At 45.3% G+C, this 17600-nt stretch carries 12 protein-coding genes; 7 read left to right on the top strand and 5 right to left on the bottom strand.

The annotated features are described in order from the left end of the window. Window positions 1-125 precede the first annotated feature (125 nt). From R7O13_RS05720 to R7O13_RS05695, 6 genes are all read left to right on the top strand, one after another. On the top strand, window positions 126-2285 hold the full coding sequence (locus R7O13_RS05720) for a prolyl oligopeptidase family serine peptidase (protein WP_318303257.1): 2160 nt from the start codon (window positions 126-128) through the stop codon (window positions 2283-2285). Window positions 2286-2814: 529 nt separating this feature from the next. Further along, the gene (locus R7O13_RS05715) at window positions 2815-3606 is read left to right on the top strand and encodes a hypothetical protein (RefSeq protein WP_213873891.1); all 792 of its coding nucleotides are present in this window, start codon (window positions 2815-2817) and stop codon (window positions 3604-3606) included. A gap of 90 nt (window positions 3607-3696) precedes the next feature. Continuing rightward, window positions 3697-4839 carry an efflux RND transporter periplasmic adaptor subunit gene (gene vmeP, locus R7O13_RS05710; protein ID WP_213893308.1) on the top strand — a complete coding sequence of 381 codons (1143 nt, stop codon included), beginning with the start codon at window positions 3697-3699 and terminating at the stop codon, window positions 4837-4839. A 10-nt stretch (window positions 4840-4849) separates the two neighbouring features. Continuing rightward, window positions 4850-7990 carry an efflux RND transporter permease subunit VmeQ gene (gene vmeQ, locus R7O13_RS05705; RefSeq protein ID WP_053350523.1) on the top strand — a complete coding sequence of 1047 codons (3141 nt, stop codon included), beginning with the start codon at window positions 4850-4852 and terminating at the stop codon, window positions 7988-7990. 120 nt (window positions 7991-8110) lie between these two features. Further along, entirely contained in the window at window positions 8111-9196 is a 1086-nt protein-coding gene (locus R7O13_RS05700; protein WP_318303255.1) for an OmpP1/FadL family transporter, read from the top strand. Between the two features lie 176 nt (window positions 9197-9372). Beyond that, window positions 9373-10170 carry a hypothetical protein gene (locus R7O13_RS05695; RefSeq protein WP_005385112.1) on the top strand — a complete coding sequence of 266 codons (798 nt, stop codon included), beginning with the start codon at window positions 9373-9375 and terminating at the stop codon, window positions 10168-10170. Window positions 10171-10217: 47 nt separating this feature from the next. On the opposite strand, the gene speG is transcribed toward R7O13_RS05695, so the two are convergent. Beyond that, window positions 10218-10757 (bottom strand): spermidine N1-acetyltransferase, encoded by a 540-nt coding sequence (gene speG / locus R7O13_RS05690; RefSeq protein ID WP_005375417.1) that lies wholly within the window; start codon window positions 10755-10757, stop codon window positions 10218-10220. Window positions 10758-11003: 246 nt separating this feature from the next. Between speG and R7O13_RS05685 the strand changes: the two genes are divergently transcribed. Further along, complete coding sequence (locus R7O13_RS05685; RefSeq protein ID WP_005375418.1) at window positions 11004-11156, top strand: hypothetical protein; 153 nt, start codon at window positions 11004-11006, stop codon at window positions 11154-11156. 112 nt (window positions 11157-11268) lie between these two features. Here R7O13_RS05685 and R7O13_RS05680 read toward each other — a convergent pair whose 3' ends face one another. From R7O13_RS05680 to R7O13_RS05665, 4 genes are all read right to left on the bottom strand, one after another. Further along, a complete protein-coding gene (locus R7O13_RS05680; protein ID WP_017635242.1) occupies window positions 11269-12252 on the bottom strand; it encodes a diguanylate cyclase in 984 nt (327 codons plus the stop codon). A gap of 347 nt (window positions 12253-12599) precedes the next feature. Beyond that, the gene (locus R7O13_RS05675) at window positions 12600-13451 is read right to left on the bottom strand and encodes a carbenicillin-hydrolyzing class A beta-lactamase CARB-42 (protein WP_005375420.1); all 852 of its coding nucleotides are present in this window, start codon (window positions 13449-13451) and stop codon (window positions 12600-12602) included. A 324-nt stretch (window positions 13452-13775) separates the two neighbouring features. Next, window positions 13776-14342, bottom strand: a complete 567-nt coding sequence (copI, locus tag R7O13_RS05670; protein WP_213969321.1) for a copper-resistant cuproprotein CopI — start codon at window positions 14340-14342, stop codon at window positions 13776-13778. Window positions 14343-14418: 76 nt separating this feature from the next. Further along, window positions 14419-17598, bottom strand: a complete 3180-nt coding sequence (locus tag R7O13_RS05665) for an efflux RND transporter permease subunit (RefSeq protein ID WP_318303253.1) — start codon at window positions 17596-17598, stop codon at window positions 14419-14421. Between the last annotated feature and the right edge of the window lie 2 nt (window positions 17599-17600).

Below are 17600 nucleotides of genomic sequence, written 5' to 3'. Positions count from 1 at the left end.
AAGTAAATGAGGGAGTTAGGATGGCTTTCACAACTCGTTTAATGAAATTAGATTCATTTTGTCGATATATAGTAGAGTTCTGATGTATTGCACAAAAAGACAACAGAAAAATAAAAAGGAATTTCATGAAAAAGAACACCCTAGCACTCACAACGGCTCTCGCACTCGGAAGTGTGTTGTCTGTGGCGTATGCAAATGAAGCGGCGCAATCGTCGGTTGAACAGGTAACCCTGAAAACCATCACGTATCCAACCACACAAAAAGTGGATGTTGTCGATGACTACTTTGGTACAAAAGTGAGTGATCCTTATCGCTGGTTGGAAGACGATCTCAGCCCAGAAACCGCAGAATGGGTTAAGGCACAAAATGCAGTGACGTTTGATTATCTGTCGAAAATCCCTTACCGCGAGCAGATTGAAGAGCGCATCACTAAGCTCATGGACTACGAAAAGCAAAGCCAACCGTTCAAAGAGGGTAAGTTCACTTATTTCTACAAAAATGACGGGCTACAAAACCAAGATGTGCTTTATCGGCAGTTAGGTGATGGCGAAGCAGAAATTTTCCTCGATCCAAATACTTTTAGTGAAGATGGCACCACATCGTTAGCGGGAGTGAGCTTTTCACGTGATGGTTCTTTGGTTGCATACAGCATTTCGGAAGGCGGTAGCGATTGGCGCAAAGTCATTGTGTTAGACACAGAAACCAAAAAGCCCGTCGGCGAAACGCTGGTGGATATTAAGTTCAGCGGCATCAGTTGGCTCGGCAATCAAGGTTTCTATTACTCAAGTTATGACAAGCCAAAAGGGAGTGAACTTTCCGCGAAGACAGACCAACACAAGCTCTACTTTCATAAACTAGGGACGAAACAAAGTGAAGACCAATTAATTTTCGGTGGTGTAAAGGACGAAAAGTATCGCTACGTTGGGGGTTACACGTCGGAAGATGAACGCTACTTGTTTATCTCAGCCAGCGTATCGACGTCGGGCAACAAACTGTTCTTCAAAGACCTGAGTAAGCCAAATAGCTCGCTCAAAACCATTTTAGATAACACCAGTTCTGATACTTGGGTGATAGACAACCAAGGCACGAAACTGTACTTGGTTACGAACCTTAATGCGCCGAACAAACGCGTCGTGACGGTGGATGCAAGTCAGCCGCAGCCCAAAAACTGGAAAGATGTGATTCCTGAAACAAAGAACGTGTTACGTGTTTCTACCGCGGGTGGCAATTTGTTTGCGAGCTATATTGTTGATGTGATCTCGATGGTGAAGCAATACGACATGAACGGCAAACTCATCCGAGAAATCAAATTGCCTGATATTGGCAGCGCATACGGTTTCTCGGGGAAAAAAGAAGAAACCGAAGTCTACTACTCTTTCACCAACTACAAGATGCCAAGCACTACCTATCGTCTGAACATCAAAGATGGTGATAGCGAGGTGTACTACAAATCTAAAGCGCCATTTGATCCAGCTTTATATGAATCTCGCCAGGTGTTTTACACCTCAAAAGACGGAACAAAAGTGCCGATGATCATCACCTATAAAAAAGGGACACCGATGGACGGCAGTGCACCAACAATCCTATATGGTTATGGCGGTTTCAACATTAGCCTCACGCCATCTTTTAGCCCGACACGTGCGGCTTGGTTAGAGCTTGGTGGTGTTTACGCGGTAGCGAACATTCGTGGTGGTGGGGAATATGGCAAAGAATGGCACAACGCTGGCATTCAAATGCAAAAGCAAAATGTGTTTGATGACTTTATTGCTGCGGCTGAATTCCTAATTGATGAAAAGGTAACGTCATCAAACAAGTTAGCCATTAACGGTGGATCGAATGGTGGCTTGTTAGTGGGGGCCGTTATGACGCAACGTCCAGAGCTGTTTAAAGTGGCGCTGCCAGCAGTCGGCGTACTGGATATGCTGCGTTACCATACTTTTACCGCAGGTGCTGGTTGGGCGTATGACTACGGCACGGCAGAGCAAAGTAAAGAGATGTTCCAATATCTGAAAGATTATTCGCCAGTGCACAATGTAAAGGCGGGGGTGGAATACCCAGCAACATTGATTACAACCGGTGATCATGATGACCGTGTTGTTCCTGCTCACTCATACAAATTTGCTGCTGAGTTGCAATCGAAGCAAGCGGGTTCAAATCCGACCTTAATTCGCATCGAAACCAATGCAGGACATGGTGCAGGCACACCAACGCGTAAAATAATTGAGACAAATGCAGATATTTATAGTTTTGCACTGTTCAATATGGGAATAGAGAAACTGCAATAGTGCGAATTGTTTGCGTTTTAGTTATCGAAATGCATCGGCGCTTTATCGCTCGATAATAAAAGGGAATCACAGAGAGTGATTCCCTTTTTATTTATTATAGGGCTACTATTCTAATCTGATGCGGGGCTAATCAAACTAAGGTTTTTTTAAATTATTATAATTTTCTAATTAATATGAAGAGTGTTGTACGATCGAAATGAAACATTGAACGTGATCACATAAATCCATTGCACTCTCTATTTATATGGTAAGATTAATTAATCATTTGTTCTAATGATAATTGAATTTTAATAAGTTTTAATATTTCCTTCTTCGTTAGTATTACCAAATTTCAAGTTATATAAGATATAAGTAGCGGTGATTGAACTTTTACGATGCTTTATTTTATTTTAATTAAAGCGTCGAATGTTTCGTCATTATTGAATTTGCTTTGATAATTTATGTTATCCAAAGCGAGTTGTGTTGCTTGCTATTTATGATGACCTCATGACGTGAATAATTTTATAATCATTAAAATGGATACAGTTTTATGAATTTAGTGAAACCGTCTGTTGCCATTATGGTTGCAGCCCTACAACTCGCGTCTTCTGCCTATGCGCAGACAAACAATAACGAAGAACTACAAGATATGTCTGACCCACTTGCGGTATACACCCAAGCTGGCTTTGGTATTACTGATAAAGGCGCGAACATCAAAATCGGTCAAACTTACCAATCTAGCCAGCCTGGTACCATGGCGATGAACATCATTGAAATGAAAGGCATTGGTGGTGAGCTATTTGGCATTCGCGACAATGACGATCCAATATATGGCAACGTTGATGACAGCATTGACTCTTTCCGACTACGTAATTTCCAAGTAGAAGTCGCAAAAGGTCTAGGCCGTCAATTAGATGTAAACTACGACGTTGATAACGATAAATTAGATGCATCTTATAGCTTTATTCAAGGTCTACCTAAGTTTGGTATGTTGCAGCTATTTCCTTTAGCTGGTGCGGGTGTCACTATTGCTAATGATTTTAGTGGTGATGACAAAGGTTATGAAATTCCAGGTACTTTCACTGTTGTGGGTATGTACTCAAAAATTGAATTAACCGATAAAATCTGGATTAACTACAACCCAATGTATATGCATACGTTGTCAGGGTCTAGTCAATATAAAGATACTTATTATGCGGGTGAAGATAATATCTTGGCTCATGAGTTTGCGTTGTCTTATCAAATTAATCCTCGCGCAAATATTCGTTACTTTGCAAACTGGAATGATCACGTTAATTTCGGTGATGGTGATCACCGCATCGAATTTAACTACCAATTCTAACTCCCTCGTTTATTTCCAGAATAGAAAGTGTGTTTATCCATATATTTAAATATTTAGGCCAAAGCACTTTCTACATAAAGTAGGTTTATCATGAAAGCCAAATATAAATTTGCGTTGGTATCTATTGCTATATCTTCTGCATTACTATCAGGATGCAAAACTGGCGATATCGCAACGAAAACAGCCCAAGCACCCTCTGTTGAAACCGTTACCCTAACCGAAACAAAAATCACTCCTTATCATAATTTTATCGGTCGAACTGAAGCGGTAAATGACGTTGATATTATGCCGCGAGTCGGTGGCGAATTAACCGCGATTCATTTTAAAGATGGCGATATGGTCGAAAAAGGCCAATTGCTGTTTGAAATCGACGACCGTCCTTACAAAGCGGCACTGGCGTATGCAAAAGCGTCGTTGCAAAAAGCAAAAGCACAACTCGTTCAAACTACGCGTGATGCAGAACGTGTGAAGAAACTCATCAAAGATAAAAGCATCAGTGAGCAGCGATACGATGACGCCATTGCTGCGCACGCCGCAGCGATTGCTTCGGTAGAAGAGGCGAAAGCGACGCTGGTTTCAGCAAGGCTCGATCTTGAATTTAGCTCTGTGCGTGCTCCTTTCTCTGGTCGTGTGGGTTTCAGCAACTTCCGAGTAGGTGACCGTATTTCGAAAATTCAACTCGTTCCTCTTGTTTCGATCACTCAAGTAGACCCAATTCGCTTTGGCTTTGATGTGGATGAGAAGCTCTACCGCCGCGTAAGAAGTGCGATTGATGTGGCTCATCGTAACGATGACAAACTGGATGTTGATTTAACACTGACCCTTTCAGACGGTTCATTGTATCCGCTTGATGGCAAGATCTACGCCGTTGGCAATAAGATCGATTTAGAAACAGGCTCAATTCGAGCAGAAGCACAATTCGATAATCCAACTTACGCGCTTATGCCGGGTGAATATGGCAACTTGACCATCAAGCTGCGCAACAAAACCATTGATGGTTTGCTTATCCCATCGGCGGCTGTTCAGCAAGACCAAGCGGGTGACTACGTCATGGTGGTTGGTGATGATCACGTGGTGTCACGTCGTAACGTTGAACTCGGTCAGACCTACGGTGTGAAACGTGCTGTGCTGACTGGCTTGGCGGCTAACGAAAAAGTCATCGTCAATGGTCTACAAAAAGTGCGTCCGGGTGCAACGGTGAAAGACGTTGAACTACAGAGTGAACAAGGCTGAGTGAGTACTGATGTTAAGTAAATTTTTCATTCACCGGCCGAAGTTTGCTTTGGTGATCTCACTGGCGATGACATTGATGGGTATGATCGCCCTGAAAGTCTTGCCAATTTCTGAGTATCCTCAAATCTCTCCAACGGTAATTACGGTGAGCACCATGTATCCGGGTGCAAACGCGGACGTGGTTAAAAAGACCGTAGCACAACCGATAGAAGCCAAAGTCAACGGCGTTGAAGACATGATTTACATGTCTTCTGTGATTGGTAACGATGGCTCATACACATTGCGTATTTACTTCCGAGTGGGCGCAGATGGCGATATGGCGCAGGTTCGTGTGAACAACTTGGTGGCACAGGCGACGTCGTCTCTACCACAAGAAGTAAACCAAATCGGTGTGACGGTTAAGAAGAAATCTTCCGACATGCTGGGCGTTATCACACTGCGTTCTCCGAAACAGTCTCACGACAGTATCTACCTTTCTAACTACGCGGATCTCAATATTGTCGAGCGTCTAAAACGTATCGAAGGTATGAGTGACATTACGCTGCTGGGTAAGAAAGACTACTCAATGCGTATTTGGTTAAACCCAAATAAACTGGCTACCTTGAAGCTTTCTGCTAGCGATGTTATTGGCGCAATTAAAACGCAAAACATCCAAGTGGCGGCGGGTAAGATCGGTGGTATGCCAGCTCCAGGTGATCAGCAATATCAATATGTTTTGCAAACCAAAGGTCGACTCACTTCTGCGGAAGAGTTCGAGAACATCATCATTCGTGCGAGCAAGAAAGGTTCTTTGATTCGCTTGAAAGATGTGGCTCGTGTGGAAGTTGGCGCACAAGGTTACGAAGCTGATGGTCGTATGAATAACGAACCAGCCGCCGTTCTGGCATTGTACCAGTTGCCGACAGCGAACGCGCTAGACGTGATGGAACGCGTGAAAGAGGCAATGAAAGAGTACGAGAAATCGTTCCCAGATGATTTGGTCTATGACATCGCGTATGACTCTACCGAATACGTAGAGACATCGATTGATGAAGTGTACGAGACATTGGTGATTGCGGTACTTCTTGTCACCTTCGTTGTGTATGTTTTCTTGCAGAACTGGCGAGCGACTATCATTCCAACCTTAGCGATTCCGGTTTCCATCATTGCGACGTTCGCAATCATGGGCGTGATGGGCATGACCATTAACACGATCTCGTTGTTTGGCTTGATCCTCGCCATCGGTATCGTGGTGGACGATGCGATCATCGTGGTAGAGAACGTGGAGCGGGTTATCCATGAAGAGCATTTAGACCCGATTCCGGCCACGATCCAAGCTATGAAAGAAGTGACGGGGCCAGTATTGGCAACAACGCTTATTTTGTTGGCGGTATTCGTACCGGTTGCGCTATTGCCGGGTATTTCCGGTCGAATGTTCAACCAGTTCGCAGTCACCATCTGTGTGTCGGTGCTGATCTCTGCGATCAACGCATTAACGTTAACGCCAGCGCTTTGTGCGTTGATGTTGAAATCAACTCACTCTCAGCCTATTGCGCCTTTGCGTGCGTTTAACCGAGGTTTTGAGGCAATAACGCGCAAATACCAAGGTTTAGTTGGCTTCTTGAGCCGTCGCATTGTGCTGAGTATCGGTGTTTATGGCGCGCTTATTGCGGTGCTGGCATTTGCGTTCATGACCGTACCTTCCTCTTTCGTACCGAACGAAGATAAAGGCGTGTTCATGGTCGAAATGCGTTTGCCAGACGCAGCAGCATTGCAGCGTACTGCACCATTAATGAAGAAGTACGTTGATGAGCTAAAACAGATGGAAGGTGTGGAGAACGTGGTTTCGGTTGCGGGCTTCTCGGTAATTAACATGGCGTCGATTCCAAACTCGGGCATGTTGATCATCAAACTGGATAACTGGAGCAAACGTAAAGACCCTGAGCTACACCAACGTGCGTTGATGAACAAAGTTAACCAAATGCTGAACTCAACGCCAGATGCCGCTTCGTTCGTTTTCGCGACGCCGGCAATCAAAGGCATGGGTGCGGTGGATGGTTTCAACCTTGTGCTGCAAGACAACTTGGGCCGTTCTCCACAAGAGTTGGCAAAAACAACCGCTGATTTTGTTGCCCAAATCAACCAACTGCCTGAAGTGGCACGTGCGTTCTCGATTTTCCGTGCGAATATTCCGCAACGTTACATCGATATTGATCGCGATAAAGCGATTTCGATGGGCGTACCGTTGAATGAAATCTTCAGCACACTGCAAGCACAGTTGGGCGGTGCCTACATTTCTGACTTCAACTTGTTTGGTCGTTCGTACCAAGTGAAAGTGCAAGCAGAAGAGCAATACCGTGACAATATCGACGACATCAACCATCTGTTTGTTCGCTCAAGCTCTGGAAAAATGGTGTCACTGGCAACGCTAGTGAAAGTGAAGCCGATCTTCGGCCCAGATACCTTGTCGAACTACAACATGTTCAGTTCTGCAACCGTGAACGGTGCGCCAGCGCCAGGTTACAGCTCGGGTGATGTTGTAAAAGCCATTGAAAAACTGGCTGCGGAATCTTTGCCAAGTGGTTACTCGTACGAGTGGTCAGGCATGACTTACCAAGAGATGAAAGCAGGCAACATGGCGCCAATCGCGTTCGCATTGTCTTTGCTGTTCACCTACTTGTTCTTGGTGGCTCAGTACGAAAGTTGGACTATTCCTGCTGCGGTAATGATGGCGGTTCCAGTCGCTATTCTCGGCGCAATGGGCACGCTACTGCTGGTGGGGCAACCGTTCGATTTGTACGTGCAGATTGGTGTGGTCATCTTGATTGGTATGTCCGCCAAAGTGGCGATTCTTATCGTGGAATTTGCCAAAGTTCTGCGAGAAGAAAAGGGCTTATCCATCATTGATGCTGCCAAAGAAGCTGCTCGAATCCGTTTCCGAGCAGTACAGATGACCGCATTCGCCTTCATCTGGGGGGTATTCCCGTTGGTGATTGCATCGGGTGCCGGTGCGGCATCTCGTCACTCACTGGGCTTTGCGGTATTCGGCGGCATGATTCTCTCTACGTTTGTTGGCACGTTACTGACGCCAGTGTTCTTCGTGATGATGCAATCTCTGCGCGAGAAGTTTAAGCGAAAGAAACCCACTGAACTTGAGGTGAGCGAGCAATAACGCTGATTTCAACTGACTGACTCCACAACACCCCCACGCTGTGTGCGATTGGCCAATGCCTTTCATTGATATACAACCACCGTCGCAGCGTGGGTTCCCCTAACAATAATAGGTTTTAACATGAAAAATCTTTCAAAAATCGTCGTAGCGAGTTCTCTACTGACTTGTGCTGCTGCGCAAGCGGGTGGGTTATACCTTTACGAAACCACAGCATCGGATATTGGTTTGGCATCCGCTGGTATGGCGGCTCGTGCGCAAGATGCCTCAGTAATGGCAGCAAACCCGGCTGGTCTGGCGAATGTTTCTGGTAAATCTTTCTCTGGTAACCTGATTGGCCTTTACGGTGACGCGCAACTAGACACGATGACTGGCGATGCAGGCAACGTGATTGGTTTTGTTCCTATGGCGTCGGCATTTTACAGCCAACAAGTGAACGACAAATGGACGCTGGGTATTGGTCTGTATGGCAACTACGGTCTTGGCCTCGAGTACGAAGGTCTTTTGGGTGATCATGTAGATATTCCTACAGCAACGACGCAAGCCTTGACCATTCAACCTTCCGCTTCTTACCGCATCAATGATCACTGGTCTGTGGGTGCGGCGCTTGGCATTCAGTACGGTATGTATGAAGTGGAAACGAAGGGAGCCTTGAACTTCAATGACGAAGACCAAGATACTCAGCTCAACGGCCGAGTAGGTGTGCTTTATGAAGCAACACCAGGCACGCGTCTTGGTCTGTCTTACTCTTCTGAAACCGAATTTGAATTCGACAATAGTAACTCCATTGCTCCGCAACAACTGATCTTCAGTGCTTACCACGAAGTGAATGATGACCTAGCGGTGATGTGGAACGTGAACTGGCAAGACTGGAGCGAATACACAACCACGCTGAACGTAGAGACACAAGACACTTACCAAATCGCATTGGGTACTCAGTACAAACTGAATGAAAAAATGATGTGGAATGCAGGTTTTGCATTCGATACCAGCATGTATGAAAGTCAATCAAACGGTGACATTACCGTTCCTACTGGCAAGGCGTACCGCATTGGTACAGGCATTGATTACAAATTGGATTCAGAAAACTCAATTGGTTTCGCGTTTGAAGCGATCTTGATGGAATCGTCAGAAACGCCACGCTTACAAGCTGGTTTTGATGGGCCTGCTCTGTACTTCATGAGCATGAGCTACAACTGGAAAAACTAATCATTCCTAATCGCTAAAACGCCTTCCTTACAGGCCATTCTACCCTAACTACCTGCACTGGATGCTGTCACACCATCTAAGGTAGTTAGGGCGCTTTTGTCACATCCAGTGAGTGATGATTCAAAAAATATCTGCGCAGCTAAGTGCGGGTATTCAACATCTCAAAGGACTAAAAAATGAAAAACAAACTAGCGTTAGTGTGTACGACTTTGTTGGTCAGTACGCTGGCTCATGGTGCCGAGCATCGAGTAAAAGACAATAAAAACAAGTTGGCGGATGACCCAACAAAAGTCATCACGAAATTTGGCGCGTCGTACGCAAACAACTACGATTTTGATGATCAAAACATCTCATTCTCGGGCTCACTTGCGCTTGACCAAGCGCGCAAAATCAACCTGCGTATCAATGATGATGCGAGCGAGTGGCGTATTGGTGGCTCGTGGTTGTTTCCGGTCGGTATCGTGAACTTCAACTTCGGTAAAAATGAATACGTAAACGGCGCGGATCAAACCAACTACAGCGTTGGTACCTTTATGCCGCTAAGTTATTTCGGGATTGAGCCAGCAGGCTTCCAAATTTTCCCAATGGCAGGCTATACGTACAACACTGGTGATGTTCCTGTTTGTGACGGTGCAGAAAGTAGTCTCTGTAGCGAGCCTAACTTTACGGGTACGCCAAGTGCAGAGAATGGCTTCAATATGATGAGCTCTTCAGGCAGTAGCGGTTACGTTGGTGCATTTGCGCTGAAATCGTTTACCAAAGAGCTGACGTTAATCAGCTTCGCAGCAGGCACTTACGGCTCAGAAAACAGTGAAGGAGAGAACTACAAAGGCTTCTTTGGTGGTATTGGTCTTGGTTACCTCGTGAGCAAACGCCACTCTTTTAACGTAATGACGTTTGTCATGGACAACAACACCTATTTGGATGAAGCAGACAAGCGCATCGTATTATCATATCAATATCAATTTGAATAAATAAAAACGCAGCCCAAATAGCTGCGTTTTTACTTTGATAGAATGAACTAGTGAATTGAGTTGTTTTCTTCGATCTTTTTCTGGTACTGGTGTTTTAATATATACATGCGCTTAACATCGCTGTAAGCGCCGTTAATAAAGTATTCTTCTACAAGGTGACCTTCTTCGATAAAGCCGCACTTTTTGTATAAGTGAATAGCGACTTCGTTATCCACTGCGACTAATAAGTAGATTTTACGTAGATTAAGAATTGAGAATGAGTAATCTAACGCACGATTAATCATCTCTGTCGCATAACCTCGGCCTTGATGCTCTGGGGCGATGATTATCTGAAATTCCGCGCTGCGGTGAATGTAGTTAATCTCGATCAGCTCAACTAAGCCAATTACGATGCCGTCTTCATCTTCGACGACAAAACGCCTTTCAGCGTCATCATGTATATGTTTTCGATAAAGTTCTTCGAGCTCGTCATAAGATTCGTAAGGCTCTTCGAACCAGTAGGCCATGATATTTCGGTTGTTATTCAGTTCATGAATAAAGCGCAAATCAGAACGCTCTAATGCACGCATTTTTAGGCCTTTCTTCATCATTTTTCTCCAATGAGGGCGGAGAATACCTCCGCACTTGATGCTAGAAAATATTACCGTATTTCACAAGAATCGCGCATCTTTTTTTGGAAAATATCCTGTGATTTTCAATGTGGAAACTTAGAGTTCACGACAAATATAAATTAATCTTTACGATAAAAAACTCGATTAGGTGCTTTGCCTAATATCGTATTAAATACCGCGCAACGACTTAGTGTCTTAATCTAAACAAACAAGGTATTCAATATGTTTTCAATCGGTGACGTAGTAGTAGCGACTAAAGGTATCGATCTTGGCGAAATGGTTGTTACAGGTTTAAGCAGTGGCGGTTTTTACACACATGTAAAAGCAGGCGAAAAAACACTAACTTACCCAGCTAAAGATCTTAAGAAAGCATAATTAAATTTGCTCATTCTTATTTTTAACTGGCTTAAAGTTCGTATTAGTTATTTTAAGCGGGTTAGAACCGATAAAAGGTAGCGCAATGAGTCGCTACCTTTTTTTATTTTTTCTACCTTTCTTCACCAATATGAAACTCAACGCGATTTCTTCCGGTTTCCTTTGCCTTGTAAAGTGCTAAGTCGGCGCGTTTAACAAGTGGTTCAAATGAGTCGTCGAGACGACAGACTTGAGTTACCCCAATACTCGCGGTGAAGCTCATATCACAACCTGAATGTTGAACGGTCGTCGTTTCTAGTGCATTACGAATCGTTTCTAATGTGTCTAGAGCTTGCTGTGATGAGCGACTTCTTAATACGATGGCAAACTCTTCACCACCAACTCTGGCAAGTAAGTCACAATCAAGTAGATGACTTTTAATAGTATTAACTGCATGGATCAGTGATTTATCGCCTGCGTCATGACCAAATCGGTCATTGAGGCTTTTAAAATTGTCGAGATCTAAAATAGCAACATGGAAGTCAATGCCCAGGGTTCGGTATTCATTTAGGCGGCTTTCGATTTGTCGCATGAACTCTCTGCGGTTTGGAATACCTGTTAGATCATCCGTCGTGGCGAGGTGTTCCATTTTCATAATCTGTATATGAAGGGCAATGTTTAAAGCAATCCAATTAGCGATGCACTGAAGCTGTGCCGCTTGTTCGTTTGTGTAAATGTGCGTTTGATGATGCGCAACATTAAGCGTTCCTAGGCAGACTTTACCGTGCATTAAAGGCGCGTCCATACACGTACCCATACCATTGGATGCGAGCATCACACAATCGATCTCATCAGATTGCGTAACATCGTCGCAGATCATCAGTTGTTGCTTTTTGAACACTCGGCCAACAAACGCTTGATGAATGGGCACTAAAAATTCAGCAGGAATCGCTTTACTACCAGAGAAAGAGTAGACCTTTAAATGATCATTGTTTTCATAAAGTGTGATACTCGCACGGTCAGAATTAAATATACGATTTATCCATTCTGCCACCGTATCAAGTACTTGCTGTAGTGTTTCCGATTGAGCTAAAAAGTGAACAAACCCTATCGGCATACATATCGGACTTTCCATGTTTTGCATCGATAAGTCATCAGGGTTAAAGTTCTTTCAAGTCTCAATAGACATCTCCTTGGCAATGTTGCAAATACCAACAATAAATTACGTGAAGCTATTTTGTAGAAAATGTGCTTCTTGGTAAGAGTATGGTTCAATTATCGCCGTTTGTGTGCATTTGGTTGCTTAATGTGGGCGTTAACTCACCCTAAATAAGTAAATCTTATACCTATTTATAAGTAAGTCATTACTCAATAAGTGGTGTTTTTAAGATGGAAGTACAGAATGAGCCCTTCTGGAAGAGAAGGGCTAGAAAAGGATACAAATAGGGTCAGGTGAGTGGTGACTTAATTGTCTTTGTACTTTTGTAAAATCAGCTGACTTATCTGCGCAACGAGTTGGTCCCTAGCTTGAAGTGAGAGCTCGGTTTCTGTGACATAAATACTAATGTAAACAGGTCGATGATTTTCCTTCCATATAATCGCGTTAATGCCACGCGAACCATGACCTCCCGCACCAGAACGGTCTGCAATAGACCAACCTGTTGGTAATACAGAACGCATTAACGAGTCTGAAACTTTGTTGTCCTGCATCCAGATTTTTAATTGTACACGAGACTCATAAGACAACGTTTCGCCTTCGACCAAAGTTCGAAGAGTGTTTAGTATGGCGTTAGGTGTGGTTGTGTCGCGGCTGTCGCCTGGTGTGGCTTCGTTCAAGCGAGGTTCTATTCTGTCTAGGCGCGTTGCTTTATCTCCAATTGTTCGCAGAAACATTGTTACGGCCTTAGGGCCGCCAATTTCATTTAATACTAAGTTGGCTGCGGTATTATCACTCATTAACATAGCGGCTTCACACGCGTGCTCTATGCGTGTGTTTTGGCCTGCGAGCTTATCCATCACTGGAGACCATACAACGATACTGCGCTCATCGACTTTTGCGGTCGCATTTTTACTTAGCTTACCGCTGTCCATATCACTTAGCATTTTGGCACAAGCTAGGGTTTTGAATGTGCTCATGAGTGGGAAGCGTTCATCGCCACGGTAATCCCAACGCTCGTCTGCTTGGGTATCCCAAACTGACACCCCAATTCTGCTTGAGGTTTGTTGCTCGAGGAGAGAAATGTCCTCATTCAATTGGGACGCGTAACTTAGGGTTGAGCAAACCATTAGCCCAGCCAACAAAAATAACTTTTTCATGGATCGTGTTCTTCAATTTTAGTTTTAGTTCGCACGGTAGCGATGTCACGTAAACTATAACGAGCCAATACTCTAAACACTGTTAAATCTATGTCTATTTTATGTAGGATTCTTTGCAATACGCTTAAACGGTCTCAATATGGGGAGAAGAGTGTTGCTATCAAGGCCTGTAGTTTGGCTTATATATTACGTCGGTGATTCGGTCACAAAAATATCTTAGCGAGAGACACTGGCTCAGAATTTCTTATCATGAGCTAACGAATAGTTTGATCCAGAAATAAAAGGAGCTGAATCATCAGCTCCTTTGTCTATTTGGATAATTACTTACAGTTCAATCTTTTTAACCATGCCCGATTCTGCATGGCCCGGAATGTTGCACGCGAACTCAACCTTGTTGTCACCGTGGAAGTGCCACAGTAATTGCTTCGCTTTGCCTGGTTCCACCGTAACTGCGTTGCCTGAGTCATGCATGTGATCGCCGCTCATTGTCTTCATCATTTCACGATGTTCTAGCTGCTCTTTAGCCGAACCAATCGTAAACTCGTGGTTGATCTTACCGGTGTTCATGACTACAAACTGCACCACATCGTTTGGCTCAATCTTAACGTCTTTCTTGAACTTGATGGTCATGTCATCACCCAAGATAACGTGTACCACCTTGTCTGGCTTTGCCCCTTTCGCTGGCATACCTACTGCCGACATGCCCGGCATATCCATCATGTTTGAATGGTCCATTTTACTGTGGTCCATCTTCATGCTGCTGTGGTCCATGTTTTCATGCTTCATATTGCTATGATCCATGTTCGCGTGGTCCATGTTTGAATGATCCATTTGAGCAAACGCAGTCGTTGTTGTTAGGGCTAGAGCAAGAGTGATTAGTGTCTTTTTCATTTTTATATCCTTGTTTTAATTCATTAATAACTTGGTTGCTTCCCCTCAAACGGCATGTTTGAGAGGAAGGTAGGGATTAAGCCTTGTTGTTTACGTCACTAGCTTGAGTGCTAGCTTGGTGATTAGTCGCATTGCTTTGACGCAACTCACGTTGTTTCCACAGCTTGAAGATGGCTGGAAGTACCAACAGCGTCAGCAGCAGCGCTGATGCCATACCACCAATCATTGGTGCGGCGATACGTTGCATTACTTCTGATCCTGTCCCTTCGCCGTACATGATCGGAATCAGACCAATAATGACCGTCAGTACCGTCATCATTACTGGGCGAACACGCAGGCCTGCACCTTCACGAATGGCATCAGTTAGGTCTTTCGCCTCAAGCTTCTGTTGGCTCTCTTCTGCATCGAGTTTTTTGTAGTGCCACGCTTGGTTGAGGTAGACGAGCATGATGACCCCAATTTCAACCGCGACGCCTGCTAGGGCAATAAAGCCGACCCCAACGGCAATCGAGAAGTTGTAGTTGAGGATATGCATGAGCCACAAACCACCAACCATAGCGAGTGGTAGGGTAAGCATGATGATCATCACTTCACCGACACGACGGAAGCTGAAGTAAAGCAGCAGCATAATGATGGCGATGGTGATTGGTACCACGACACTCAAGCGATCTTTCGCACGCTCCATGTATTCGTATTGACCAGACCAAGCCAGCGAGTAACCCGCAGGAAGTTCCAATTGATCAGCCACGACTTGCTGTGCTTCCACGACGTAAGAGCCAAGGTCACGCCCATCAATGTCGACAAATACCCAGCCGTTTGGACGTGCGTTTTCCGTCTTGATCATTGGAGGACCATCTTCGTAACGAATGTCCGCTACGTCAGCCAGCGCAATACGAGCGCCATTTGGTGTCACCAATGGTAGGTTTTGCAGTTTAACCACTGAATCTCGGTAGTCTTGTGGGTAACGAACGTTGATTGGGTAACGCTCCAAGCCTTCGATGGTTTCACCTACATTCATGCCGCCCACCGCGGTCGAGATCACCTGTTGAACGTCTTTGATGCTCAAGCCGTAACGCGCTGCTGCACGACGTTTAATGTCGATCGTGACATAACGACCACCTGCTACACGTTCTGCGTAAACCGATGCCGTGCCTTGTACGCCATTAAGAATTGGCTCCAACTGAGAGCCGATCTTCTCAATCACTTTCAGATCGGGTCCGGCGATCTTAATGCCGATAGGGGTTTTGATACCCGTTGCCAGCATGTCGATACGCGTTTTGATCGGCATTACCCAAGCGTTAGTAAGACCAGGGAACTGAACCAACTTGTCGAACTCTTTGCGCAGTGACTCGGTTGTTACCCCTTCACGCCATTGATCGCGTGGCTTCAACTGAATCACGGTTTCAATCATGGTGAGTGGCGCTGGATCGGTTGCGGTCTCAGCCCGGCCAATCTTGCCCCATACGGTTTTCACTTCTGGAACGGTTTTGATCAGCTTGTTGGTCTGTTGTAGAAGCTCGCGCGCTTTACCAATCGAGATACCCGGATAGGTCGTTGGCATGTACATCAAGTCGCCTTCATCCAGCGGCGGGATGAACTCGCTACCCAGTTTACTGGTTGGATAGTAAGCCGACGCCATCAGACCTAATGCGATAACAATCATGGTCTTAGGGTATTTTAAGCTGGTGTTCAACAGCGGACGGTACAACGCGACCAAACCGCGGTTAACCGGGTTTTTGTGCTCCGGTAACACCTTACCGCGAATGAAGTAGCCCATAAGCACGGGCACGAGTGTGATTGCCAAACCTGCTGCCGCTGCCATGGCGTAAGTCTTAGTGAACGCAAGCGGCGAGAACATCTTGCCTTCTTGACCTTCTAAGGCGAACACCGGTACGAAGCTAAGAGTAATGATCAGCAACGAGAAGAACAGCGGTGCGCCGACCTCTTCTGCGGCTTTACCTATTACTTGCCAGCGGTTCTTGTCGGTTAGTGGTGTTCGTTCAATGTGCTTATGAACGTTTTCGATCATCACGATTGCACCATCCACCATGGCACCGATGGCAATCGCAATACCGCCCAAGGACATGATGTTGGCGTTGATGCCTTGCCAATGCATTACGATAAACGCAGTGAGAATGCCAACCGGTAGACTCAGAGCGATAACCAATGAAGAACGAATGTGGAACAAGAACAGCGCACACACAATCGCAACGACGATGAACTCTTCTGCAAGCTTTTTCCATAGGTTTTCTACCGCTGAATCGATAAGGGTAGAGCGGTCGTAGGTTGCGACAATTTCCACGCCTTCTGGCAGGCTGCGTTGTAGGTCTGCGAGTTTGTCTTTGACTTTCGCAATCACTTCACTGGCGTTCTCACCAAAGCGCATCACGATAACACCACCTACCGCTTCACCTTCGCCATTCAGCTCTGAGATACCACGGCGCATTTGTGGACCAAGGTTAATGTCTGCGATATCACCTAATAGCAACGGCGTGCCTTTCTCGGTGACTTTGAGAGGCAGTGATTTGATGTCTTCAATGCTGGTTAGGTAACCCGTGGTACGAACCATGTGTTCGGCTTCCGCAACTTCGATAACAGACGCGCCGGTTTCTTGGTTGCCGTTTTGGATTGCCATGTTCACTTGTTGCAAAGTGAGGTTGTACGCACGCAGCTTGGCAGGATCAATCTGCACTTGATACTGCTTCACCATACCGCCCACGGTCGCAACTTCAGAAACGCCATCAACGGTTTGCAATTCGTACTTCAAGAACCAATCTTGCAGGCTGCGAAGATCCGCCAAATCATGTTTGCCAGTTTTGTCTTGTAATACGTAGCTGTAAACCCAGCCCACGCCCGTTGCATCAGGACCTAGGGTTGGTTTTGCGTTCGGTGGCAGCTTTGGTGCTACTTGGCTCAAGTACTCCAACACGCGTGAACGTGCCCAGTACATGTCGGTATCATCGTTGAAAATGATATAAACGTAAGAGTCACCAAAGAAAGAGTAGCCACGAACTGTCTCAGCACCCGGCACGGCAAGCATGGCGGTGGTGAGTGGGTAAGTGACTTGATCCTCGACGACTTGAGGAGCCTGACCCGGATAGCTTGTCTTGATGATCACTTGCACATCAGAAAGATCCGGAATCGCATCAACAGGCGTATTCTTTACACTGTAAAGTCCGACTAATATAAGAGCTAAGGTCGCGACCAACACTAGGAATCGGTTGCTCAGTGACCAACGAATAATAGCATTGATCATAA

The sequence above is a fragment of the Vibrio sp. Y176 genome (assembly GCF_033438945.1).
This window is presented reverse-complemented; position numbering and strand designations above follow the sequence as displayed.

What these genes read in the sequence shown, in the direction of transcription:
- R7O13_RS05720 (WP_318303257.1), top strand. Translation starts at nt 126, where the DNA reads ATGAAAAAGAACACCCTAGCACTCACAACGGCTCTCGCACTCGGAAGT.
- R7O13_RS05715 (WP_213873891.1), top strand. Translation starts at nt 2,815, where the DNA reads ATGAATTTAGTGAAACCGTCTGTTGCCATTATGGTTGCAGCCCTACAA.
- vmeP (WP_213893308.1), top strand. Translation starts at nt 3,697, where the DNA reads ATGAAAGCCAAATATAAATTTGCGTTGGTATCTATTGCTATATCTTCT.
- vmeQ (WP_053350523.1), top strand. Translation starts at nt 4,850, where the DNA reads ATGTTAAGTAAATTTTTCATTCACCGGCCGAAGTTTGCTTTGGTGATC.
- R7O13_RS05700 (WP_318303255.1), top strand. Translation starts at nt 8,111, where the DNA reads ATGAAAAATCTTTCAAAAATCGTCGTAGCGAGTTCTCTACTGACTTGT.
- R7O13_RS05695 (WP_005385112.1), top strand. Translation starts at nt 9,373, where the DNA reads ATGAAAAACAAACTAGCGTTAGTGTGTACGACTTTGTTGGTCAGTACG.
- speG (WP_005375417.1), bottom strand. Translation starts at nt 10,757, where the DNA reads ATGAAGAAAGGCCTAAAAATGCGTGCATTAGAGCGTTCTGATTTGCGC.
- R7O13_RS05685 (WP_005375418.1), top strand. Translation starts at nt 11,004, where the DNA reads ATGTTTTCAATCGGTGACGTAGTAGTAGCGACTAAAGGTATCGATCTT.
- R7O13_RS05680 (WP_017635242.1), bottom strand. Translation starts at nt 12,252, where the DNA reads ATGCCGATAGGGTTTGTTCACTTTTTAGCTCAATCGGAAACACTACAG.
- R7O13_RS05675 (WP_005375420.1), bottom strand. Translation starts at nt 13,451, where the DNA reads ATGAAAAAGTTATTTTTGTTGGCTGGGCTAATGGTTTGCTCAACCCTA.
- copI (WP_213969321.1), bottom strand. Translation starts at nt 14,342, where the DNA reads ATGAAAAAGACACTAATCACTCTTGCTCTAGCCCTAACAACAACGACT.
- R7O13_RS05665 (WP_318303253.1), bottom strand. Translation starts at nt 17,598, where the DNA reads ATGATCAATGCTATTATTCGTTGGTCACTGAGCAACCGATTCCTAGTG.